Annotated in this window: 26 protein-coding genes; 15 read left to right on the top strand and 11 right to left on the bottom strand. The window is 31.6% G+C overall.

Going from position 1 to position 23444, the window contains the following annotated elements; translation table 11 throughout:
• Positions 1-17: 17 nt before the first annotated feature.
• The 6 genes from LNP81_RS15440 to nadC all read right to left on the bottom strand — a co-directional run bounded on the left by LNP81_RS15440 (position 18) and on the right by nadC (position 3788).
• Positions 18-422, bottom strand: a complete 405-nt coding sequence (locus LNP81_RS15440; protein WP_230037316.1) for a PIN domain-containing protein — start codon at positions 420-422, stop codon at positions 18-20.
• Positions 422-658, bottom strand: a complete 237-nt coding sequence (locus LNP81_RS15435) for a hypothetical protein (protein ID WP_065449572.1) — start codon at positions 656-658, stop codon at positions 422-424. Before LNP81_RS15435 ends, LNP81_RS15440 begins: the two co-directional genes overlap by 1 nt.
• Positions 659-742: 84 nt before the next feature.
• Positions 743-1477 carry a subclass B1 metallo-beta-lactamase gene (bla-B1-FLAV, locus tag LNP81_RS15430; RefSeq protein WP_230037314.1) on the bottom strand — a complete coding sequence of 245 codons (735 nt, stop codon included), beginning with the start codon at positions 1475-1477 and terminating at the stop codon, positions 743-745.
• Between the two features lie 15 nt (positions 1478-1492).
• The gene (locus LNP81_RS15425; RefSeq protein ID WP_065449570.1) at positions 1493-1921 is read right to left on the bottom strand and encodes a DUF2147 domain-containing protein; all 429 of its coding nucleotides are present in this window, start codon (positions 1919-1921) and stop codon (positions 1493-1495) included.
• Positions 1922-1925: 4 nt separating this feature from the next.
• Positions 1926-2846: a YihY/virulence factor BrkB family protein gene (locus tag LNP81_RS15420; protein WP_230037312.1), complete on the bottom strand. Its 921-nt coding sequence runs from the start codon at positions 2844-2846 to the stop codon at positions 1926-1928.
• An 84-nt stretch (positions 2847-2930) separates the two neighbouring features.
• Positions 2931-3788, bottom strand: coding sequence for a carboxylating nicotinate-nucleotide diphosphorylase (nadC, locus tag LNP81_RS15415; protein ID WP_230037311.1), 858 nt, complete (start codon positions 3786-3788; stop codon positions 2931-2933).
• 236 nt (positions 3789-4024) lie between these two features.
• Here nadC and LNP81_RS15410 point away from each other — a divergent pair, with 236 nt between their 5' ends.
• The 7 genes from LNP81_RS15410 to rlmH all read left to right on the top strand — a co-directional run bounded on the left by LNP81_RS15410 (position 4025) and on the right by rlmH (position 9930).
• The gene (locus tag LNP81_RS15410; protein WP_230037310.1) at positions 4025-5125 is read left to right on the top strand and encodes a DNA alkylation repair protein; all 1101 of its coding nucleotides are present in this window, start codon (positions 4025-4027) and stop codon (positions 5123-5125) included.
• Between the two features lie 360 nt (positions 5126-5485).
• Entirely contained in the window at positions 5486-6367 is an 882-nt protein-coding gene (locus LNP81_RS15405; protein ID WP_230037309.1) for a pirin family protein, read from the top strand.
• Positions 6368-6370: 3 nt separating this feature from the next.
• Entirely contained in the window at positions 6371-6766 is a 396-nt protein-coding gene (locus tag LNP81_RS15400; RefSeq protein WP_230037307.1) for an OsmC family protein, read from the top strand.
• 6 nt (positions 6767-6772) lie between these two features.
• Positions 6773-7057 carry a GNAT family N-acetyltransferase gene (locus LNP81_RS15395; protein ID WP_230037305.1) on the top strand — a complete coding sequence of 95 codons (285 nt, stop codon included), beginning with the start codon at positions 6773-6775 and terminating at the stop codon, positions 7055-7057.
• Positions 7058-7459: 402 nt separating this feature from the next.
• Complete coding sequence (locus tag LNP81_RS15390; RefSeq protein ID WP_230037303.1) at positions 7460-8875, top strand: adenosine deaminase; 1416 nt, start codon at positions 7460-7462, stop codon at positions 8873-8875.
• Between the two features lie 170 nt (positions 8876-9045).
• On the top strand, positions 9046-9348 hold the full coding sequence (locus tag LNP81_RS15385; RefSeq protein ID WP_230037301.1) for an antibiotic biosynthesis monooxygenase family protein: 303 nt from the start codon (positions 9046-9048) through the stop codon (positions 9346-9348).
• 108 nt (positions 9349-9456) lie between these two features.
• A complete protein-coding gene (gene rlmH, locus LNP81_RS15380; RefSeq protein WP_029269532.1) occupies positions 9457-9930 on the top strand; it encodes a 23S rRNA (pseudouridine(1915)-N(3))-methyltransferase RlmH in 474 nt (157 codons plus the stop codon).
• A 47-nt stretch (positions 9931-9977) separates the two neighbouring features.
• Here rlmH and LNP81_RS15375 read toward each other — a convergent pair whose 3' ends face one another.
• Genes LNP81_RS15375 through folP form a run of 3 tightly spaced genes read right to left on the bottom strand, consistent with a single transcriptional unit; the run spans position 9978 to position 12312 of the window.
• The gene (locus LNP81_RS15375) at positions 9978-10610 is read right to left on the bottom strand and encodes a hypothetical protein (RefSeq protein ID WP_230037299.1); all 633 of its coding nucleotides are present in this window, start codon (positions 10608-10610) and stop codon (positions 9978-9980) included.
• 22 nt (positions 10611-10632) lie between these two features.
• Entirely contained in the window at positions 10633-11472 is an 840-nt protein-coding gene (locus LNP81_RS15370; protein ID WP_230037297.1) for a DUF4919 domain-containing protein, read from the bottom strand.
• 9 nt (positions 11473-11481) lie between these two features.
• Positions 11482-12312: a dihydropteroate synthase gene (folP, locus tag LNP81_RS15365; RefSeq protein WP_230037295.1), complete on the bottom strand. Its 831-nt coding sequence runs from the start codon at positions 12310-12312 to the stop codon at positions 11482-11484.
• A gap of 230 nt (positions 12313-12542) precedes the next feature.
• On the opposite strand from folP, the gene LNP81_RS15360 reads away from it, so the two are divergent.
• The 5 genes from LNP81_RS15360 (at position 12543) to tpiA (ending at position 16695) form a co-directional block, all read left to right on the top strand.
• A complete protein-coding gene (locus LNP81_RS15360; protein ID WP_230037293.1) occupies positions 12543-13082 on the top strand; it encodes a DUF1599 domain-containing protein in 540 nt (179 codons plus the stop codon).
• A 73-nt stretch (positions 13083-13155) separates the two neighbouring features.
• Entirely contained in the window at positions 13156-14256 is a 1101-nt protein-coding gene (locus tag LNP81_RS15355) for a BT_3928 family protein (protein ID WP_230037290.1), read from the top strand.
• Positions 14257-14506: 250 nt separating this feature from the next.
• Positions 14507-14947, top strand: a complete 441-nt coding sequence (locus LNP81_RS15350; protein ID WP_230037288.1) for a hypothetical protein — start codon at positions 14507-14509, stop codon at positions 14945-14947.
• Positions 14948-15357: 410 nt separating this feature from the next.
• On the top strand, positions 15358-15852 hold the full coding sequence (locus LNP81_RS15345) for a TlpA family protein disulfide reductase (protein ID WP_173972903.1): 495 nt from the start codon (positions 15358-15360) through the stop codon (positions 15850-15852).
• Positions 15853-15942: 90 nt separating this feature from the next.
• Positions 15943-16695 (top strand): triose-phosphate isomerase, encoded by a 753-nt coding sequence (tpiA, locus tag LNP81_RS15340; protein WP_230037287.1) that lies wholly within the window; start codon positions 15943-15945, stop codon positions 16693-16695.
• 196 nt (positions 16696-16891) lie between these two features.
• Here the strand turns inward: tpiA and LNP81_RS15335 are convergent, their stop codons facing one another.
• Positions 16892-19216, bottom strand: coding sequence for a hypothetical protein (locus LNP81_RS15335; RefSeq protein WP_230037285.1), 2325 nt, complete (start codon positions 19214-19216; stop codon positions 16892-16894).
• Entirely contained in the window at positions 19176-20312 is a 1137-nt protein-coding gene (locus LNP81_RS15330) for a hypothetical protein (protein WP_230037283.1), read from the bottom strand. Before LNP81_RS15330 ends, LNP81_RS15335 begins: the two co-directional genes overlap by 41 nt.
• Positions 20313-20424: 112 nt before the next feature.
• Between LNP81_RS15330 and prmA the strand changes: the two genes are divergently transcribed.
• The 3 genes from prmA to LNP81_RS15315 all read left to right on the top strand — a co-directional run bounded on the left by prmA (position 20425) and on the right by LNP81_RS15315 (position 23400).
• Complete coding sequence (prmA, locus tag LNP81_RS15325; RefSeq protein WP_230037281.1) at positions 20425-21258, top strand: 50S ribosomal protein L11 methyltransferase; 834 nt, start codon at positions 20425-20427, stop codon at positions 21256-21258.
• Positions 21259-21529: 271 nt separating this feature from the next.
• Positions 21530-21805 (top strand): ATP-dependent Clp protease adaptor ClpS, encoded by a 276-nt coding sequence (locus LNP81_RS15320; protein WP_230037279.1) that lies wholly within the window; start codon positions 21530-21532, stop codon positions 21803-21805.
• Between the two features lie 86 nt (positions 21806-21891).
• Entirely contained in the window at positions 21892-23400 is a 1509-nt protein-coding gene (locus LNP81_RS15315) for a WG repeat-containing protein (protein ID WP_230037277.1), read from the top strand.
• The last annotated feature ends 44 nt before the right edge of the window (positions 23401-23444 follow it).

Raw genomic sequence — 23444 nt, 5'->3', positions numbered from 1 at the left:
AAATCAATAAGAAAAACTTAAGCTCTTTCAAACCAATTCTCCATTTGAATTCCGTTTAAAAGTTTAAAATCTTTAGTATTATCAGTAACCAAGATTAATTGATTTTCAATTGCAGTGACACCTATCAAAAGATCAAATTCATCATTTATTGGCTTTCCAATTTTTCTAAGCCGTACTTTTTCGATTGCATATCTTTTAATCGAGCCAAAAATTGGAATAATAGCTAAACCTTTTAAAAAAATATCCACGGCTTTATTCGATTTTATTGGATCATCACTATTTTCAGCACCAAATCGAAGTTCTGCAACTGTAATTTCAGAAATATAACAGTTATCCAATCCAACTTCTTTTACTATTTTATCAAGATTCAATCTTCCTCCTAAAAAGAAAACACAAATGCTTGTATCAAGTAAATATCTCATTAAAATTTAATTTCGGTGTTTTTAAATTTTCTATTGGATTTAATTTCAGAAACAATTTCTTCTGCAGACTTTTCAGAAGAAAATGCCCCAAAAGACTTATAAAAATTATTCTCTTTAGATTTAGCAACTTTTAAAGATTTTGTAAGCCTTTCGATAAGTTCTAGTTTATTCGAAAAACTTAGTCCCTCAAATAAATCTGAGTAGCTTTCAAGTATATTTTTATCAGTTATTGTCATTTTAAATCTAATTAAATTAGTTTTCAAATATAAGCAAAATTAAGCTATTTTATATAATACAAATTAAAGAAACATTCACAATAATCAGTACTGGGCTGCATTATATTCCTTCACTAATTTTAATGTATGATTTAAAGAATTTAGATCTTTCCAGCCGTCATGACCGGTAATAATATATTTAGGATTTTTAAATTTTACCTGTACTTTTTTAATCGACTTTTCCCAATCTTTTACATCGGCATCGCCTAAATAACCTAAATCTTTTGCTTCTGTACTTTTGATAAAACAACCTCCGTAAAGTACTTTTTCTTTATTAAACCAAACTACAACATTATCCTGAGCATGGCCTTTACCTGGATAATAAACCTCAAACGTATGTTGTCCTACTGTAAAAGTCGTATCATTTGGGATTATAAATTGCGCTCTTTTTTCGTTGTTTTTCTTCAGAATCTCGTCTGTTAATTTTATAGTATAGGTTTTAATTCCTTTTTGTCTGTAAAAACCCAAACCTCCTGCCCTGTCTTCATGAGAGTGCGTTGCAAAATGCATCACAACCTCTTTATGATGTTTTGCTTTTATACTGTCTAATAATGGCTGAAACTGCGTTTTGTCCCAAGGCGCATCAAACAACACAACACCTTTATTGGTAACAAGATACAGTGCATTGGCAGAAATCAGTGTTCCTTTATAATCATGAAAGGTTTTATAAACATAAAAGTCACCTGTAAGATGACTTATTTGTAATGGCGAATTCTTAGATTGTCCGAAACTATTGGATAGTATTCCTAAGAATAAAAGTATTGATGCTAACTTTCGCATTATATTTTAATAAAATTAATTCTTCACTCTCGTCCAGTATTGTGTTCTTCCCATGATAGAAATTCCAACATAACCGCGTAATTTAAGTTTATCAGCAGACTCAAGTGTGATATAACATTTGTATTTTTTACCGCTTGTAGGATCAAAAATAGTTCCTCCGCTATATTCATCACCATCTTTTTTAAGTCCGTTAATAATATTTAAACCTAAAATTGGTTTGTTTTTATCTGCTCCTTCACATTTTGTACAAACATCTTTTTTATGATCGGCACGAAGTATCTCTACTACTTTACCATACACTTTTCCTGATTTTTCATAAATCTCTACAACAGACTTTGCTTCTCCTGTTTCATCGTCAATTGTTTTCCATTTTCCAATAACACTTTGAGCCTGAATGCTCAATGCAAAGAAAAAGACACCAATAGTTAACATCCAATTTTTCATAATATTATTTGTTTTTTTGTTTTAATTTTCTGATAGAAGCATTCAATTCGAACCCTAAAAGCAGAATCATACAGTTTATCCAAATATAAAACATTAGAATCAATAATGTACCAATTGAGCCGTAAAGTTCGTTGTATTTTGAGAATTTTATAACCCAAATTCCAAAAAAGAACGAAGATATAACAATTAATATGGTTGTAAAAACAGATCCGATGCTTATAAAAGGTACTTTATTATATTGCTTTGTACCATAACGCAATAATATTGAAGTTGTTATCAAAATCATTAAAACAACAAACAAATATCGACCCAAAATAATCAGCGGAATACGATCGCTCAGCACATCCTGAATAATTGTTTTTTGAATAAATACCTCAAAAACAACAATTGTTGCCACCGTTACAAACAATATAATGGTCATGACAAGTGATATTGCAAGCGCCACTAAATACTGACTAAACCAGCCTCGTTTATCAAAAACATGTTTCGAAGATTCAAAACCACTAAGGATTCCGTTGATACCATTGGCCATCAAAAAAATAGAAAGTAAAAAACCTGATGACAGCAAACCCGAATGACTATTATTTAAAATATCACTGATAATTTTATTAATCGCATCGTACGTATTGGGCGGAACACTTTGCTGCACAAACAGCAAAAAATCTCCCTGAAAATTATCTATCGGAATAAACGGAATCAAGTTTAGAATAAATAATGTAAAAGGAAATAAGGCCATGAAAAAACTAAAAGATACCGCACTCGCATGATAAGAAAATGCTCCTTCAAGAATTCCTAAAGTATACATTTCGAGCAAATCATATAGCGAAAAACCTTCGAGCCAAGGCATTTTGATTCTCTTTAACAATCGGACAAGAGAACGCACTACAGGAATCTTTTCAATCCGATCTTCTATCTCTTGAGACATAATATTATTTTAGATTTTAGATTATTGAGTTTAGAGTTTTATTGTTTAAAATTCATAACTCAAAATTCATAATTCACAACTTCCTTAAAAAGCCTTCAAACTCAAATCCATATTGTAAACTGAATGTGTCAAAGCGCCTGATGAAATATAATTTACACCACACAAGCCATATTCACGAATCGTTTTTTCGTTGATATTTCCCGAAGATTCTGTCTGGCATTTTGAACCAATTAACTGAACAGCCGTTTTGGTATCTTCATAATTAAAGTTGTCAATCAGGATTCTGTGAACTCCGTCACTCAAAAGGATTTCACGAATTTCATCCAGATTTCTGGCTTCAACAATAATTTTAAGATCTAAGTTATTGGCTTTCAAATATTCCTTTGTTTTCTTTATCGCCAAAGTTATTCCGCCTGCAAAATCAATATGATTGTCTTTTAACATCACCATATCATACAATGCAAAACGGTGGTTTTCTCCGCCTCCTATTTTTACAGCCCACTTTTCTGCAACTCTGAAATTTGGAGTTGTTTTACGCGTATCTAATATTTTAGCGCCTGTACCTTCCAGAAGCTGCATAAGATAATCTGTTTTTGTAGCAATTGCCGACATACGTTGCATCGTATTCAAAACTACCCTTTCTGATTTAAGAATAGACTGAGAACTTCCTGAAACCTCAAAAACCACATCGCCATATTCTACATGAGTTCCGTCTTCTATATAAGTCTTGATTTTTAGTTTTGGATCTACATATTCAAATATCATTTTTGCAAGCGCAACTCCCGCAATAATTCCCTGATCTTTTACCAATAATTTGGCTTGCCCGTGCGCCGTTTCCGGAATACACGCCAATGAACTATAATCGCCTGTGCCTACATCTTCGCGAATTGCATTGCTAATTAATAGTTGTAATTCGGTTTGAAATTGTACTTCGCTAATCATTTTTCTTAAATTTTATGAGATGCTAAAGTAGGACATATTTTGTGGATTTGAAAACTACACTAAAGTGAATTTATTTTTTAACAACAAAATACGTCTTTTTTTTACCATTAAGATATTACGAAAATTAAGCTACTGTTCTTAATCAACTTAATATCTTAATGGTTCAAAAAACAAAAAACTTAATAGTTCAAAACAAAAAAACATTAAATATCTTTGAGGTTCATTCAAACAAAATCATGGGCTTAATTAAAGATATTTACTCGGTTACTTTTTACGAAAAATTTGGTCAGGCTGTGGCCGAAGTACATCCTGCTTTCGATAAACAAAAATTTATTGATACGATTTACGAAGGCGATTTTGCTCAAAAAGAATGGAAAGAACGCATGAAACACACCACGGTTGTGCTGCATCAATTTATGCCGCAAAATTTTCCTGAAGCTGTTGTTTTAATTGATAAAATCATCGAAAGCCTGAAGAAAAATAATTTTACAGATGGTAATCTGGCTTTTATTTTCTTTGCTGATTATATCGAAATGTATGGCCTAGACGATTTTAAAACTTCGGCGAAAGCCTTTGTTTCGATCACTCAATTTATCAGTTGCGAGTTTGCGGTTCGCCCTTTTATTTTAAAGTATAAAGAACAAATGATTGATGAAATGACAAAATGGTCTTTGCATGAAAATCATCACGTACGCAGATTATCAAGCGAAGGAAGCCGACCAAGATTACCCTGGGCAATGGCGATTCCGTTCCTAAAAAAAGATCCAACTTCTATCCTGCCAATTCTGGAAAACCTGAAAAATGATCCATCAGAATATGTTCGCAGAAGCGTTGCCAATAACCTGAATGATATTGCAAAAGATAATCCGCAGATTGTATTAGAAATTGCCAATAAATGGAAAAATCACAGTAAAGAAACAGACGGAATCATCAAACATGGTGCTCGTACTTTACTAAAACAAGGACATCCTGAAATACTAAGTCATTATGGTTTAGAAAGCGCCAATATTAAACTTTCTGATTTTGAAATTAAAACTCCTGTTGTAAAGATTGGAGATTATTTGCAGTTTCAATTTCATTTAAATAATAAAAACAACGAAGCTAAAACTGTTCGTTTAGAATATGCCGTTCATTACAAAAAATCAAAAGGACATTTGGCAAAAAAAGTCTTTAAAATCAGTGAGAAAACCTATCAGCCTAATCAATTAATTAAGGTTGATAGAAATCAATCATTCAAAATTATTACTACTCGTGTTTTTCATACCGGAATGCATCAATTATCTATTATCATTAATGGAAATGAAAGTGAAGCACTGGAATTTGAACTTACGGATTAAAATTTTAAACACAAATTTCACTAATTATCACTAATTGATTTTCTAGTTTTTTGTCAATCTGAGAAACGAATAATCTTTAACCGCATTGTCAGACTGAGCGAAGTTGCAGTACAGCAAAGTGATTCAGCATATGGGACTTCGACTTCGCTCAGTCTGACAAAAAAACACATAATTCATATTATATTTCACCACTTAATCTGTGTTAATTCGTGAAATTCGTGTTATATTTTTAATCTAATGAAATCCTTATAATTCTATTTCTTACTTTTATAAATAATACCAGAAACAAATTTTCTTAATCTAAATTAAGTTACAGATGGTGACTACCACTGTAATTTTGCTTCAACTAAAACGAATACCATGTCAAATATCAGTTTAATTATCGAAGAACGTGCTGCCAATATTGGCAACTTTATGGTAGGCAGATTATTGCCTTTCCGTGAAAAAAGAGCTGTTGGACCATTTGTCTTTATCGATCATATGGGACCTGCACATTTAAGTGATCATGAAAATATGGATGTTCCGCCACATCCCCATATCGGACTTTCGACTCTTACTTTTTTGTTCGAAGGAAGCATTATGCACCGCGATAGTTTAGGAACCGAACTAGAAATAAAACCCGGCGCCGTAAACTGGATGACGGCCGGAAAAGGAATCGTACATTCTGAAAGAACGCCTGAATATTTAAGACATTCTGACAAAATGCTTCACGGATTGCAAATTTGGGTGGCTTTACCAAAAGAATTAGAGCAAATGGAGCCGAATTTCACACATGTTGAAGCAGATGATATTCCGGCTTGGGAAGAAGATGGTGTTTCATACAAATTGATTGCCGGAGAAGCGTTTGGAAAAAAATCCCCTGTTCCTGTTTATAGTCCGTTATATTTTATTGAGATTAAAAGTACTCAGGCTAAAAAAATAAATATCGGAAATCATTTATTTGGCGAAAGCGGTTTATATATTCTGGAAGGAAGCATCAAAAGTGGCGAACATATTTATGATCCTAAACAAATTCTTATTACAAACGACAGCACTTTATGCGAGTTTGAATTAGCCGAAAACTCTACGGTATACATTTTTGGAGGAACTCCGTTTCCTGAAGAACATTTTATCTTTTGGAATTTCGTTTCATCAGACAAAAACTTACTCGAAAAAGCTAAAAAAGACTGGACCGAACAAACTTTCCCAAAAGTTCCAGGAGAAACCGAATTTGTGCCTTTACCTGAACCAAGAATCAAATAAATTATGGATACAATTAAAGCAACTATTGATACACGAAAATATCGCACCGAAATAACATCTAAAACGGGTAACATTCTTATTTCAGATGAACCACAGGAAATGGGCGGAAAAAATTTAGGTTTTAGTCCCTTTGAACTTCTGGCTTCGTCTCTGGCTTCCTGTACTTTAATTACATTACGAATGTATATTGATCGCAAAGGCTGGGATGTTTCAGAACTTAGTATTTGGGTAGATTTTGAAAAAAATGAAGAGCATACCGTTTCTTTGTTTACAACTAAAATCCTAATTACAGGAGACGTAGACGATGCACAAAAACAACGAATCTTGAAAATTGCAAACAGCTGTCCTGTTCATAAAACCCTTGTAAATACAATTAAAATAGAAACCTCATTAGTATAAATAATCATGGAAATCAAACAAATAAACGACACAAGAAGAGGCTATTTTGAAGCCATAGAAGAAGGAAATGAAGCCGGAAAAATGACCTACACCTGGGCTGGAGATTCTAAATTTATTATAGATCATACTGAAGTAAGTCCTGATTTTAACGGAAAAGGCGTTGGTAAAAAACTGGTTATGGCCGCTGTAGAATATGCCAGAACTAATAATCTAAAAATTATTCCGCTTTGTCCTTTTGCTAAGAGCGTTTTTGATAAAGTAGAAGAAATTCATGATGTGCTTTTTTCTTGAAGGTACTAAGGTTCTGAGATACTAAAATTCTAAGTTTTTTTTTAACCGCAAAGTTCTCAATGAATTACGCAAAGTTCGCAAAGTTTTTAGGTAAAGCTTTGCGAACTTTGCGTTTGTATTAAATCTTGCAGATAAAAAACCTTGCGTTCTTTGCGGTAAAATTCTCATCCCGAAAATCATAATGTACTTTTTTCTTAAAGGTACTAAGATTCTGAGGTGCTAAGGTTCTAAGTTTTTTTTAACCGCAAAGTTTTTAGGTAAAGCTTTGCGAACTTTGCATTTGTATTAAGTCTTGCAGATAAAAAACCTTGCGTTCTTTGCGGTTAAATCTCGACATCGAAAAATCAAATTTTAAAATCTCCTCAAAAACCATTATATTTGCATGTAATTTAAACTTAGAGTATGTCAAGGATAATTACACTTTTCTGTTTTTTCATAGCACAAATCGGCTTTTCTCAAACGGCTGAAAATTATTTAAGTAAAATCAGAAATAACGAAGCTCTCTTAACAGCTTTCTTTCAGCAAATGCCAAAAGGCGGCGATTTACACCATCATTTTTCAGGATCAGTTTATGCAGAACCTCTTTTAGAAAGAGCGATTGCAAAAAATTTTTATTTGAATTTAGAAACTCTGGCAGTTTCTGAAACCAAACCTGAAAAAGGAAACTGGATAAATTTCGATAGTATAAAAAAACTCGAAAAACTGGATTATTACGAACAGCAAATCATGCAAACCTGGTCGGTTAAAGATTATAATGGTTCTGTTCCTTCTGACGATCAGTTTTTTGATTCTTTTCAAAAATTTGAACCTACTATTCAAGGACATTTTGCAGAAGGAATGCTGGAATTAAAAAAACGTGCCATTGCTGAAAATGTAAGTTATATCGAAACACAATTATCAACGATTCCGTGTGACATGAATGTTTCAGATTTAAGCGATTTTAATTCGAAATTACGTCAGGCAGCAAGTCAACGAGATGAAAAAGCGGTTTTGAAACTTTTAGACGAATTGTATAAATCGATTCAAAAGAAAGATGCTAAAAAATACGCTTCAGATTTCAATACTAATTTCATTGCAAAACTTCATAAAGACTTAAAAATTGACGACGACAAATTTACTATGCGTTATCAAAATTTTGTGCTTCGTTTTATGAATCCGGTCGATTTATTCAAGAATCTTACCATTGCATTTATCTCTGCAAACGACAGTAAACTGGTTGCTGGTGTAAACATCGTTTCTCCGGAACATGGCGAAAATTCTATGAAAGATTATTGGTTGCATATGTTAATGTTCAAATATTGTCATTCTAAATATCCAGAGGTAAAATATACGCTTCATGCAGGTGAACTGACTTTAGGATTGGTTCAACCCGAAGATCTAACCTGGCATATAAACGATGCGATTTACGTTGCCGGAGCAAACAGAATTGGTCACGGAGTTGATATCGCGTACGAAGCAAATTCATACGATTTATTGCGTTATATGGCAAAAAACAACATTCCGATTGAGATTAACTTAACGAGTAACGAATTCATTTTGAAAGTAAAAGAAAACAGACATCCGTTTACACTTTACAAAGAATTTAATGTGCCAATCGTAATCAGTACAGATGACGCCGGAATTTTAAGAACTAATATGACAGAACAATATGTTTTGCTTGCCAAAAGATATCCAGATGTTTCGTATGCTACGATAAAACAATACGTTTACAACAGCATTAATTATAGTTTTATTCAGGATTCAGCGGTAAAAAAACAATTAGTGAAAGATTTGGATGCAAGATTTAAAACTTTTGAAGATAAATTTTCTAAGAACTAAAAACTTTTCTGTGAGTAAAGATGGCACACGGATTTAAACAGGTTAAAACGGATTCACGCAGATTCTTTATTTCGAAATATCAAAAAAAATCCGCCAAATCTGCTAAATCTGCGGGAGTTAATTTTTTCTCGCAGATTTAGCAGATCGAGCAGATAAAAAATATAATTATTATGATTTTAGAAGCCGCAATCCTTTTTGTTAAACCGGAATTAACCTCTCAATTTGAGGCTGATTTTGCAAAAGCAAGTCAATACATTTCATCAATTGATGGTTATTTAGGTCATCGTTTAGAAAAGTGCCTTGAAGTCGAAAATAAATATCTTTTATTGGTCGATTGGAATACGCTTGAAGATCATACAGTAGGTTTTAGAAACTCTGAAGCTTATCTGGAATGGAAAAAGATGCTGCATCATTATTACGAACCGTTTCCTGTTGTAGAACATTTCGAAACCGTTTTTGAGAATAAAAAATAGTTCGCAAAATTGCCCACGGATTTTACGGATTAAACAGATTAACGCAGATTATTATTTAAAAAATTCGTGTGCATTCGTGCAATTAGTGGCAGAAAAAAAAATATTAAAATGAATATCAAACTTATCGCCATAGGCAAAACAGATAACAAATCACTTCAAACTTTGATTGATGATTATACTAAACGTTTGTCGTTTTACATCAAATTTGATTTGGAAATTATTCCCGATATCAAAAACGTAAAAAACTTATCTGAAAGTCAGCAAAAGGAAAAAGAAGGCGAATTGATTCTTTCGAAATTAACCCCAACAGATCAATTAATTTTATTGGATGAAAACGGAAAAAACTTCTCCAGCGTTGGTTTCTCTGAAGAATTGCAGAAAAAAATGAACTCCGGAATAAAAACGCTTGTTTTTGTAATTGGCGGACCTTACGGATTTTCAGATACCGTTTATAGCAAAGCGCAAGGAAAAATTTCGCTTTCGTTAATGACATTTTCACACCAAATGGTTCGATTATTTTTTATCGAACAATTGTATCGCGGATTTACGATTTTAAGGAATGAACCTTATCATCATCAATAGAAGAGTTTTCAGTCGCTCCCGATAGCTATCGGGATTAGTTTTCAGTTTTAGAAGATGAATTCTTCAGGAAGTTCATCAACATTATAGCCTTTAAATTTTCCAATTAAGATTTTGTTTTGAATATATTCCTCGTAACTCATGTTTTTATCAAATAAAAAGACAACGTTTGGTGTTACTTCATATTTCTTAGCATAAAATTCTTTTATAAATTCAATTTTCTTTATTTGCAAACCATTTGAAGAAACTAAATCACTTCCTTTTCTGAATGAAATTATGTCAAATTTACTTTCTGGTTTTCCAATTTTATAATACACTTTCGTGAAAGGTAAAAAAGCTAAATTCTTCCCGATAGAATCTGCGTAGGAATAGTAGTTTTCGGCATTTTCGTTTTTGTGTGCACTATCAGCTCGTTTTTTCTCCTGAAGTTTTATTACTTCCGGAATAACCAGTTTTAATGGCAAACGTTTATCGATATTGAAAAGCCAATTGGTCGAAATGATACTGTTTTTACGGTTTACATCGGCAATTGTATCTTTTCCTTCTATTTTAAAAAAGATATAAATTGGTGAATGATCTTGTACGTCTTTCACAATTGTTACGTTTGATTTGGGAAGCAGGATGTCTTCTTTTTTTTCACAGGAGAAAAGAAAACAAATGAAAATTAAACTAAGGTATTTCATATTTATTTTTTTTATAACAATATCATTCTTCTATTTTGTAATCGTCCTTTTTCAAGAATGGCAGCCAATGTGTCAAATTTGAAAAACGCATTATATGATAACAATCATAACCACCTAAAAGTATTTTTTCTTTCGTGAGAATCAACGTTACTTTTGTTGGATAACATCCAAATTTAGCTTCATAAATAGATATTCCTTCAAAAAAATTATTTAAAAGATAAGGAGTTTTGCGGCTTCCATCGCCATATTTGAATACTGAATTGATAATTTTTACCATCATTAAAAAATGAAGATTCCATAAATTCTCATTTCCTAAATGCTTATAGGCATAAGCAATCTCTTTATGCCCACTTATATTGTTTGGACTTTGACGAAGAATTTCTTTACCTACAGCAATTGCTTCATCGTATTTTTTATCTTCATTTAGTTTGTATGCTTTTCTGGACAAACTATCTAAATAAGCTGGATTTATTGTATTTGAATGTGCTTTATACTTCGTATAACTTATTATTTGCTCCGCAGATACAAGAGTATCTAATTTAAGTAATAAATTTTCAACATTTTTATAATAATAAATCGATTTTGAATCTGTTGACTCATAAATAGATATTTTGAATTCTGGAATAGCATTTTTAGTTAAACCATCATTAGAATTATCTTCAGCAAGTTCTACAACTTCAGTTTTATTATTTTTAGTTTTAGTTTTCTCTTTCTTGTCTTTATTTTGCGAATAATCTCCGTATATCTTATCTGATTTATTTACTTTTTTTGATGGCGGAGGCGGTGGTGGCGGAGGAACCTGTCCAAAACTAAAATTGACCAAAAAATATAGGATCGCCAGTAAATAGTATCTTTTTTTCATTTTTATAATTTAATTAGACAAACCTATTTTATTCATCAAAGTAACACATTCCACAGCTTCTTTTACATCATGAACACGCAGAATTTTTGCCCCTTTTGTCAATGCAATTGTATTAATAACAGTTGTTCCGTTTAAGGCTTCTTGCGCTGTATTACCAAGTGTTTTATAAATCATAGATTTTCTCGAAACTCCTGCTAAAACAGGTAACTCTAAAAGATTAAAAAGTTCCATTTTTTGTAAAACTTCATAATTCTGATCGGTTGTTTTTGCAAATCCGAAACCGGGATCTAAGATCAAATCATTGATTCCGAGGCTTCTTGCTTTTTTTACTTTTTCAGAAAAGTAGAACAACATTTCTTTTACAATATCCTCATATTGAGTCATACTTTGCATGGTTTGCGGGTTTCCTCGCATGTGCATCATAATATACGGAACATTATAATCAGCAATAACATCAAACATTTTATCGTCTAATTCTCCTGCTGCTATGTCGTTTATAATCGCTGCACCACTTTCTATACTTGCCTTTGCAACGGCAGCCCTAAAAGTATCAATCGATAATAACGTTTCAGGAAAATGTTTTAAAATCAATTCTATGGCAGGAACGATTCGGTCTATTTCTTGTTGTTCAGTAACAAATTCTGCGCTTGGTTTGCTTGAATAGGCACCAATATCTATAAATGTTGCGCCTTCGGATAACATTTTCTCTACTTGCGAGATAATCTCGCCTTCATTTTTATATTTTCCTCCATCAAAAAAGGAGTTTGGCGTAACATTCAAAATTCCCATTACTTTAGGAACTGACAAATCAATAAGTTTTCCTTTGCAGTTAATAAACATTTTGTTTCAAGTTTTATTTGTTTGAAGTTTCAGGTTAATCTCGATTGCACAAGCCTGAACTTGAAACAAAGAAAACCTGAAACCTGAAACTTTTTACATTATTTTTAGTTTCAAGTTACCGCCGTTAACACTTTGTTTAGAAAAAACTTGAAACAAAGAAAACCTGAAACTTGAAACTCTTTAATTTAATCCTTATTTTTGAAGAAATTTTAGCAAATATACAGCAATAAATGAAGAATACTTCCCTTGAATTTGATAATGTAATTACGGTTTGCCGTACTTTATTCATCAATAAAATGAAAGATTATGGTAGTGCATGGCGCATTTTAAGATTGCCATCGCTTACGGATCAGATATTCATAAAAGCACAAAGAATTAGAAGTTTACAAGAAAACGACGTGCGTAAAGTTGATGAAGATGAAAAAGGAGAATTCATCGGGATTATCAATTATTCGATTATGGCTTTGATTCAGTTAGAATTAGGTGTTGTAGATCAGCCTGATTTAAGTGTAGAACAAGCAACTGATTTATATGATGCTAAAGTAAAATTAACCAAAGAGTTAATGGAAGCCAAAAATCACGATTATGGCGAAGCCTGGCGTGATATGCGTGTAAGTTCATTGACCGATTTGATTCTGCAAAAACTACTTCGCGTAAAGCAAATTGAAGATAATAAAGGTAAAACTTTAGTTTCTGAAGGTATTGATGCCAATTATCAGGATATGATTAATTATTCTGTTTTTGCATTGATCCTTGAACCAATAAAATAAAAATCAAATTCCAAAAAATAAATTCCAAATTCCAAACCTAAAATTAGAATTTTGGACTTTAAATTTAAACAATATGAAAAACATCATTACCCAATTGTCAAGATTATTTGTCGGAGTATTATTTATTATTTCCGGATTAATTAAACTGAATGATCCTGTTGGATTCTCTTATAAATTAGCAGAATACTTTAGCGAACCGGTTTTTAATATGCCATTTTTAGAGCCATTGGCTTTAGGATTAGCCATCTTTTTAGTAATTCTTGAAGTTGTTTTGGGCGTTATGTTATTGGTGGGTTACAAATCAAAACTAACGATTTGGGCTTTATTGCTATTAATCGTTTTCTTTACATTCCTTACCTTCTACTCTGCTTATTTTGATGTCGTAAAAGATTGCGGATGTTTTGGAGACGCGTTGCATTTAACCCCTTGGCAATCGTTTACAAAAGATATTGTTTTACTATTCTTTATTCTGATTTTATTCATCAATAAAAAATTAGTAAAACCTTTATTCTCAAGTCCTGTAACAAATATTATTACTTACGCAAGTGTTGTATTGTGTATTTTCATGGCCGTTTGGGTTTTAAATCATAATCCGATAAAAGATTTCCGTCCTTATAAAGTGGGAACGAATATCGAAAAAGGAATGGAAATTCCTGAAGGCGCGCCAAAATCTGTAGTTGAAATGATTTTTATCTACAAAGTAAATGGTGTTGATAAAGAATTTACCGAAAAAGATCTGGCCAATATTCCTGAGGGAGCAACTTTTGTGGACAGAAAAGACAAAGTAATTACTGAAGGTTATATCCCGCCAATTCACGATTTTACAATGGTAAAAGAGGATTCTGACTACAAAGAAGAATTATTAAAAGAACCGAAATTACTTGTTTTTGTAACGTATGATTTGGCTTTGTCTAATCCTGACGGAATGAAAAAATTAGAAGGTTTAACCAAAGATGCAAAAACAAAAGGATACAAGGTAATTGCAATGACCGCATCAGGAGCTGATGAAATTGCAAAAGCGAAAAAACAATATGGCTTAGATGTTAATTTTTATTTCTGTGATGCTACAGCTTTAAAAACGGTAGAAAGAGCAAACCCTAGCATTGTCGTAATACAAAACGGAACTATAATCCAAAAAGTTCATTATAATGATATTCAGGATTTGAAGTTATAAGACATTAAAACTAAAAATTCAGAAACACCAATTCTTCTATGGTTGAATTGGTGTTTTTTTTTATCTAAAAACAAATAGAATTTGAATATTAACCTAACACTTATAGATGAATTATACACAGCAAAAGCAATCAAATGCAATCATAATTTAAACTAAAAAATACGTTAAAATAATATTCTCTGCCAAAAAATATAAATTATAAGCCGTACCTTTTGGTAATCTTAGAAATTGTTAATTTAAATCAATAACTATGAAACAATTGTCGAGCCTCGTATTTATTTTTTTATTTATAGGATGTAATAGTGAAGCTGATATCACTGATAACCTTACTTCGCCGGAAACATTTGCTTTTCAGATTTTAGATCATAACGGAGAAAATGTATTCTCGAACAACACATTGGATCCGGAAAAAATCACTGTAAAAAATCTGGATTCTAACGATTTGGTCAAACATCATTTTATATCTGATAACAATTTAAACATAATCGTTCTTGAAAATGTGGGAAGAGAAAATGATAATATCAATTATTCTGTAAATGTGGGCGACAAAAGTATTTTTGAACTGCATATAGACGCCATTTTGGTAAAAAAAGGTTTAGATTTTGAATATAAAAATATAGCCATTACCAATGCATTATTTAAACGAGATCTTACTTCCGGGGTTTATAACATTCTCGCCTCTCTTAATTAAATTTAAAAAATAAAGTCACGACACTATTTCCTTTAAAAAAAACGCAATGAATTTCTTCTCTAAAAAAGACTTTTTCCAGCCGTTTTTTTCCTTTAAAATGAAACTATTTTAAAATAAAATAAACTTTTATTGTGATCTATTTTTTAATTAAATCAAAAAATACATCAAAATTCGTATTTCATTAGTCTACTATTACGATTTCACTCTCGTTTTTTTAACCTAAACTTTATCTTTTGTTATAAAATAAGGGACTGTTCAATTTTTGTTAATCTCCATTTCTCATTCAATTTGTTTGTTTAACTTTGTTGATGATCTTTTATTACCTGAAATCATTAGGTTTTTAAAATATAATGATTAATAAAAAAAAGATCTGAAATTAGAATTTTAAAAAAAACAAATAGTATCTACGTATGAAACAATTAGCCCTTGTTGTAATCGCCTTTATTACATTTTCATGCTCACAAGCTCAGAAAACAAGTTTTTCTAAAGAAGCTTTGTCTGAAAAATTATTAGCAACTGATGAAAGTCAGGTTACTTTCAAAAATATTTTAAAAAAATACAAAGGTAAAACTTTGGTTATCGAAGTTTGGGCTTCATGGTGTGGTGACTGTGTAAAAGCGATGCCGCAATTAAAAGAATTACAAGCCAACAATCCTGATGTTTCGTACTTGTTTATCTCTGCTGATAAAACAGCTGATAAATGGAAAGCAGGAATTGAAAAACACGAATTAAAAGGTGATCATTTTATGATGAATGATGGAATGAAAGGCCTTTTTGGAAAAGCAATTGATCTGGATTGGATTCCGAGATATATTATTGTAGACAAAACAGGAAAAATTGTATTGTATCGTGCTATTGAAAAGGATTTTGATAAAATCAATGAAACTTTGAAAAGCCTAAAGTAAAAAAATAATAACAATGGCAATTGCAAAATTCAATGTCAATGTTATATAACGCAGAACAAAAAATAAAAAAATAAAATAAAAACTACCAAAATGAGAAAAAAGATTGTTGCAGGAAACTGGAAAATGCATAAAAACGCGGCACAAACTGAAGAATTATTAAGCGAATTAATTACTAAAATACCAGCTCAAACTACTGCTCAGGTAATTGTAGCTCCAACATTTGTAAACTTACAGGCAGCTGTTGCCAAAGTTAAAAATACAACTATTGGTGTTGCAGCTCAAAACGTTCACCAGGCTGAAGGTGGAGCTTTTACAGGAGAAATTTCTGCTGATATGTTAACTAGTATTGGTGTAAACACCGTAATTCTTGGTCACTCTGAGCGTCGCGCAATTTTTCACGAAACTGATGCTTTAATCGCTAATAAAGTAGACACTGCATTGAAACATGACTTAACAGTAATTTTCTGTTTTGGAGAAGAATTAAAAGACCGTCAATCTGACAATCACTTTAATATTGTTGAAAATCAATTACGTGACGGATTATTCCAGATCTCAAAAGAATCATGGTCTAAAGTTGTTTTAGCTTATGAGCCAGTTTGGGCTATTGGAACTGGAGAAACTGCTTCACCTGAACAAGCTCAGGAAATGCACGAATTCATCAGAGAAGTGGTACGTAAAGCTTACGGAGCTGAAATCGCTGACGAAGTTTCTATTCTATACGGTGGTTCTGTAAAACCAGATAACGCTAAAGAAATCTTTGGTAAACCAGACGTAGACGGTGGTTTAATTGGTGGTGCTGCTTTAAAAGCTGATGACTTCTTAGCTATTGTAACGGCTATCTAATTTTAGATTTTAGATTTTAGATTTTAGATTTTAGATTTTAGATTTTAGATTTTAGATTTTAGATTTTAGATTTTAGATTTTAGATTTTAGATTTTACTATAAAAAAAGTGTTCGTGTAGCGAACACTTTTTTTATGCTTTTATTTTTATCAGAATCAAACTTAAATTTTCTAATATCACTTATATGGTTTAAAATTTTAATTTATAAAGGAATGCAATAAAGGGCAATTGTATTTTTTGAACGTTGGTGTGGTTTTGTAAATCGAATATAAATTAACCAACTCCTTCCCTGCTTTAAACGGATTTTTTGCTTCTTCTTCGGCTGAAACCATATTGGCGTAATGACCGTAATAACTACATTCAAAAATCATTAAACTGGCCATTGCTTTTTCGTTATTGTTTTTAGATAATTTCAGTGCTTTTTCATAATACATTTTAGCCATTGTTAAACTGTAGTAATTGCCTTTTTGATAGGTTTTCTCCAACTCAGTATTATCGCCATATACATAATCGATATACGATTCACCAGATGTCCAGTCGTAGGCGACCATCATCCAGGAATTTCCTAAATACGAAACATTAAAATAAGCATGTGCCAATTGCAAATTGCTCGAAGCTGTGTTTTGTTTCTTTAACTGAATGAGTTTGGCAATAAAATCTGCTTTGTTAAAGTTGTAATCAAATTTGCGTTCTTTGTCTTTTTGCAGGATTTTGGGCATAAAAGGATTTTCATTCAAATAATCTTTAAATGCATAATTTTTATCCCAGAAATCTTTTGGCATAGACGAAAAGGTTTCATAAGCCAATTCCAGATTGTTGTTTCTAAAAGCGATTGTACCTTTTAAATCTTTATAGTAATCAATATTTGATGTTACAGTTCCGGAGCAAATGTATTTCTCAAAAGGCGTTTTATTTTCCTTTTGCTGCAAAGCAATCAATTTATCAACATCTTCTGTTGTCGCAGTTCTGTCAAAATAACCTATGTAGCTGTAAAAGTAGGCATTATCGTAAGAGGAATATATCCCTTCACTTTTAATATCTGATTTCATCATTAATAATCCCGCAGTAACACGATCGCCTTGTTTAGCAAAATCGGCACTGGCAATTCGGTACAAACTATAAAGATTTTTAAATAAGCCGTAATCTGTTTCTACAAGACTTTCTACAGAATCAAAGTATTTAAAAAGTTGGTTTTGCACTTTTTCACTTTTCAGATCATCTTGTTTTAATGCTACTAAAGCCAACTGAATATTTTTCTGCATTTGTATGGATGCATTGGCTTTGCCGGAAATCATATCAGTATATTTTTTCCCTGATGCAATATCATCGTCCATAAAACAAAGCTGTGCAATTGCAGCGGTAATATACTCTTTTTGCTCTCCTGAAGTTTGTTCACGAATAGCAATTAAGAAATATTCTAATGCTCTTAAATGCAGGATATCTTTGTTTAAATTTTCTTCTTTTGCTTTAGCATAATCTTCGTACCAATCTGTACCTTCAAATGTAACCGAAGGAGCTCCGTTGTTGGTATATTGCGGCGTAAAAATCCAGTCTTCAAGTTTATTAACTTCTCTTCCTATCAAAAAACTCAAATTGACGCTATTAGGGCTTAGTCTGTAAACTTCTTCGATTGTTTTTAAATCCGGCGCGGGATTGCGAAAACTTTCTATAGACAAAATAACACTTCGTTCTTCGTCGTTTTGGGCCAAAGCCAAAGTTTCCTGGGTTAATTTCCAGTTATAATGCTGCAAAACAGCAAATGATTTTTCTTCGCAAGTAGCAAAAACTTTACTCAATAAATAATTTTGTAAAGCAAGGTTATCAATACATAAAGCTTTATAATACAAAGCCCACGGTTCTAAAATCGTATTTTTATTTTCGGTAAAATAGGTATCGTATAAACGAATCACTTCGTTTTTGTCCTGTGCGTAAAAACTATATCTTAAGATTAAAAAGGCGTATCGTTGTTTTAAAAAAGCATCTTTGGTTGTTTTTATTTTCTTTTCGAAATCGCCTACATCAGCCAATTTATGATCTTTGCTGTTGTATCCTATCTGATTCCAGGATTCCCATTTTACATCGGTATTACTATTGTATTCTAACTTTTTGGCAAACAAAATATACTGTAAGAATGCTTTATTTTTTGATAGTAACAAAGCATCGATAAAAGTATTTTTTTCGAATGCCTTTTTTAAAGTTTTGTTTTCAAATAATTCTCCATCTGTTTCGTACAAAATGGTATGCACATCTTTAGGATCAATTGTGTTGCCTAATTTTTTCTTCCATTCCAGACAATTCAATTCCTGATCGACGCCGGAAACAGTGTTCGTAGAATAGTAATAATCTGCTGAATAATAAAACGGTGTCAGTTTAAAAAAACCTTCTCGTTGTGCTTTAAACAACGCCAATCTGCTGGTTTCGGGCGAAACGCTCCATCCACAGGCAAAAGAAACCTGAAAACATAAAACTAAAAGTAAACTACTAAAAACTCTCATAATAGCCGGATATATTTTGGGTTCCATAATCGTTGATGTATTTTTTATCGAAAGAGAAAAACGTTACTTTGGTTTGATTGTCTATTTTGATTTTACGGGTAATAATCGAAATCATTTTTTCAAGTTCAGCTTCAGAGATTTTTTCAATTCTGATTTCATCGCCGTTTCTCAAATAAGTTTGTCCTATTAAAACATCGTCTTGTAAAATGTATTTCGTATCTGATGTTTTCTTTAGTTTGATACTATCATTTCTTAACTGATCATAATCGGATAAAATCCCTTTAAACTGATTCCCTCTAAAAACAACAGCCCAACTGTACAACGGCAAAGCAATATCCAACTTTAATTTGTACTTATCATGTGTAATATATTGCGCTAATTCTTCGCTAGTGGCTATCGAATTTTTAGTATTAATATCGTCTGGCTTTGCCAAATTATAACACATTAATAAACCTTTATCTACTGGCGGAGTTCCTGCTTTTTCGGCGTATTTATACTGCCAAAGTCTAATTGTTGCCGAGATTTTTGATGTTGGAAAACCGCTCTTGATTTGCTTTAACAAATAAAAATAATTCTCTTTCGATTTTTCTGTCCAGTCACAATCGATCAGGATTTCTTTAAAATCCACTTTTAATTTCGCTAATTCGATCGATTTTACCGAGTCATAATTGATGCGTTTATAGTTTTCCTGCTTGTAATAATCTTTTGGATATACAATTTTATTTGCGATTTTATCTGCTTTGGTTTCATTCAGTCTCACCCCAATTTGCTGCACTCGTTTCGCAATTCTTGCAGCCAGACTATCCAATTGTTTTTTATTGGCTTGTAAAACAACTTCATTCGTAATAAAAATACTTGGCGTAATTTCAGGATTGCTGTCATTTAATCTAAAATCGTTTATTGTCGCCACCGGCAGAGGTTCTTTGGCATACGGATTCCAATCGATATCAAAAAAACGAATATACATATGCTGTATTTTCAAATCTTTTATCAAAGAATCTTCTTCTTTCTGAAAATACAAACTGGTTTTCCAATAACAAAACGATCTTACTACATTATGTTCTTTCTCACAAGTTGCTCCGTTAAGTAACACAAAAAGCAAAATAAAAACGATATTCCTCATATTTTAATAATCCTTACAATTCAAATCAAAATTAACATTAATATAGGTAAGGATGTCGATTATTTATGAACAACTTCTGCTTTGGATTCTTACCTTTGCAAAAAATTTATTTATGTCGAATATATATTTAGGATACCATTTTACAATTGAACCAAAAGAACCGGGTTCAGAAATTTTAATTGCTGAATTAGGCGAAAAAGCGTTTGAGACTTTTACAGAAACTGAAACTGGAATTTCGGCTTATGTAAAAAAAGATTTATGGGATGAGAATATCTTGGATGACATTTATATTTTAGAATCTGAAGAATTTAAAATTGAATATACGGTTGAAGAAATCGATCAGGTAAACTGGAACGAGGAATGGGAAAAGAATTTTGAAGCGATTGATGTAGACGGAAAATGCCATGTTCGCGCTCCTTTTCATGAAAAAACCGATGCTGAATTTGATATCGTAATCGAACCAAAAATGAGTTTTGGTACCGGTCATCACGAAACTACTCACATGATGATTCAGCATTTACTGGAGATGGATGTCAGAGGTCTTAAAACGCTTGATATGGGTTGCGGAACTGCAATTTTAGCTATTCTTGCCGAAATGAAAGGTGCTCAGCCAATTGATGCAATCGATATTGACAACTGGTGTTATTTGAATTCTATCGAAAATGCAGAACGCAATAATTGCAAACATATTACCGTTTACGAAGGCGATGCCGCTTTATTAGCCGGTAAAAGTTACGACCTGATCATTGCAAACATCAATCGTAATATTTTGTTGAATGATATGCAGGCTTATGTGGATTGTTTGAATAAAGGCGGTATTATATTGTTTAGCGGTTTTTATGAAGAAGACATTCCGTTTATTGATGCTTCATGCACAGAAAAAGGATTAACATATGTTAAAAAGTTTCAAAGAAACAACTGGGTTTCATTAAAATACGTAAATTAGATAGTTCATTTCCAATCTATAAACAGCTCAGCAATTAAATAATTAGAGAATTCACGAAATCTGTACAAGTCTTATTTTAAAGAAATAAAGCCACAGACTAAGGCATTAAAAAGATTTTGTTTCACGCAGCTTTGATTCGATTCATTAAAATAATTTGCGTTAATCTGCTTTGATCTTTTTAAATCTGCGTAAATTTTATATTCTTTGAGAATCTTTTTTAATCTTTGATAAACAAAAAATAATAATTACAAAAGTACAAAAACCTAAAAACATGAGTACTAAAGAAAAAGTAAGAGAAAGAGTTCGCGAAAAGGAAGCGACGGTTTTCAATAACGAAATCATTGTTTATAACGACGATGTAAACACTTTTGATCACGTAATTGATACTTTAATGCGTGTTTGCAGTCACACGCCTGAACAAGCAGAACAATGTTCCTTAATTGTACATTACAACGGAAAATGCACTGTAAAAACAGGGCCAATGGATAAACTAAAACCTCAATGTACACAACTTTTGGAAGCTGGACTAAGCGCCGAAATTGTTTAAATTGCCAATAATTTAAAAACGCATTCTATTTTGTTTTACACTAAAACTGAATAGAATGCGTTTTCATTTCAAACCATCTGAAATAAATGAGAATTATCGCATTTTTTATATTGCTTTTATTGCCTTTTATTTCAAAAGGCCAATCAAAATTTGAAGCTCTTCGAAAAAAACTAGTCGAAAATAAGACTTATGAATATGTTTATAATTTCGAAAACAATTATGCTGCATTTAGAACTTTCAATAACAAAATGGGGTTGATTGACAGCATAGGAAATGTAATCATTAAACCTACTTATCAATACATTGACAATAAAAAAGATCTTAAAAACCTATTTGAAGCCGTAATCATTGTAAATAAAAAATACAAAAGAGGATTTATCGACTTGCAAAACAAGGTTAAAATTCCGTTTGATTATGATGATGTTTTTTATTTAGGAAATGGTCTGATCAGAGTATCAAAAAATAACAAAACCGGTGTTGTAGATACTGAAAACAAAACGATTCTGCCTTTAAAATATGATTATATAATGAACGATAACGGTATTTTATTTGTTCAGGTTAATAATACAATCGATTTATTTGATGCTAACGGAAAGCAGTTTACTAATTTTAAAGCAGCGGACATTGACTATTTTAAAAGCAAAAGATCGATTGTAACACTTATAGACAAAAACACTTTGATAATTGATGATCAAGGAAATATAATTTTAAACTCTATTAAAAATCATCAATTTGAAAGAATATTTGAATCAGATTCTTATCTTATCAAAAATACGATCAGTAAGAAAAAAGGTGTCATAAATTCTTTCGGACAATATAAAATTGAATGCAAATACGATGATATTTCACCTTCTAATTCAATTTATATTGTACAAAATAATGAAAAAGACGGTCTTATTACTAAAAATGATTCTGTTTTGAAACCATTAATTTACGATTATATTTCTTCTGCTTTTTATAAAGATAGTATTCAATTTCAAAATCAATATTTTGCTCGTAAAGGAGATTTACAAGGTGTAATAAATCCATTTTTAGAAAAAGAAATAATCCCTGTTTCTTATAAACATATAGAACAGCTTTCTAAATATTATATTACAGCTAATTTGGAAAATAAAAACGGAATGTTTTCATCAAAAGGGGAAATTATAATTCCGGAAGATTATGATTTCTATAATGTGTCCAAAAGTAAAATTTTCGCTGTAAAAAGCTCAAAAAAATACCTTCTTACCATTGGAGACAACAATTATTCTGAAACAGAAGTTTTTGCTGGTGAGTTTGTTAAGCATAAATTTAACTTCGGCGGGTTTTCGAAAAGTAATTATCAAATTTTCAAAAACGAAAATAAAATTGGTGTAATCAGTAATAAAAATACAATTGCAATTCCGTCAGAGTTTGATTTCATTACCGAAATTTATTCTACGGGAGAATTCATTGTTCAAAAAAACAAAAAATACGGAATTATAAGCGGCAATAATCAAATCCTTTTAGAGTTAAAATATGATTCTTATAAAATAATTAAGGAGGTTGTTAAATTTGGAATTAAGAATCAAAAAACACCAAAATTCTATCCTGTCGATTTTTCAAAAGAAAAATAAATAATTGTTTTCCTGCAAATTTAAAGTTCAGCATTCTACCAAAA

It is taken from the genome of Flavobacterium piscisymbiosum (assembly GCF_020905295.1).
GTDB classification, from domain to species: domain Bacteria; phylum Bacteroidota; class Bacteroidia; order Flavobacteriales; family Flavobacteriaceae; genus Flavobacterium; species Flavobacterium piscisymbiosum.
The sequence above is the reverse complement of the archived record's forward strand: the minus strand, read 5'-3'. Positions and strand labels throughout refer to the sequence as shown.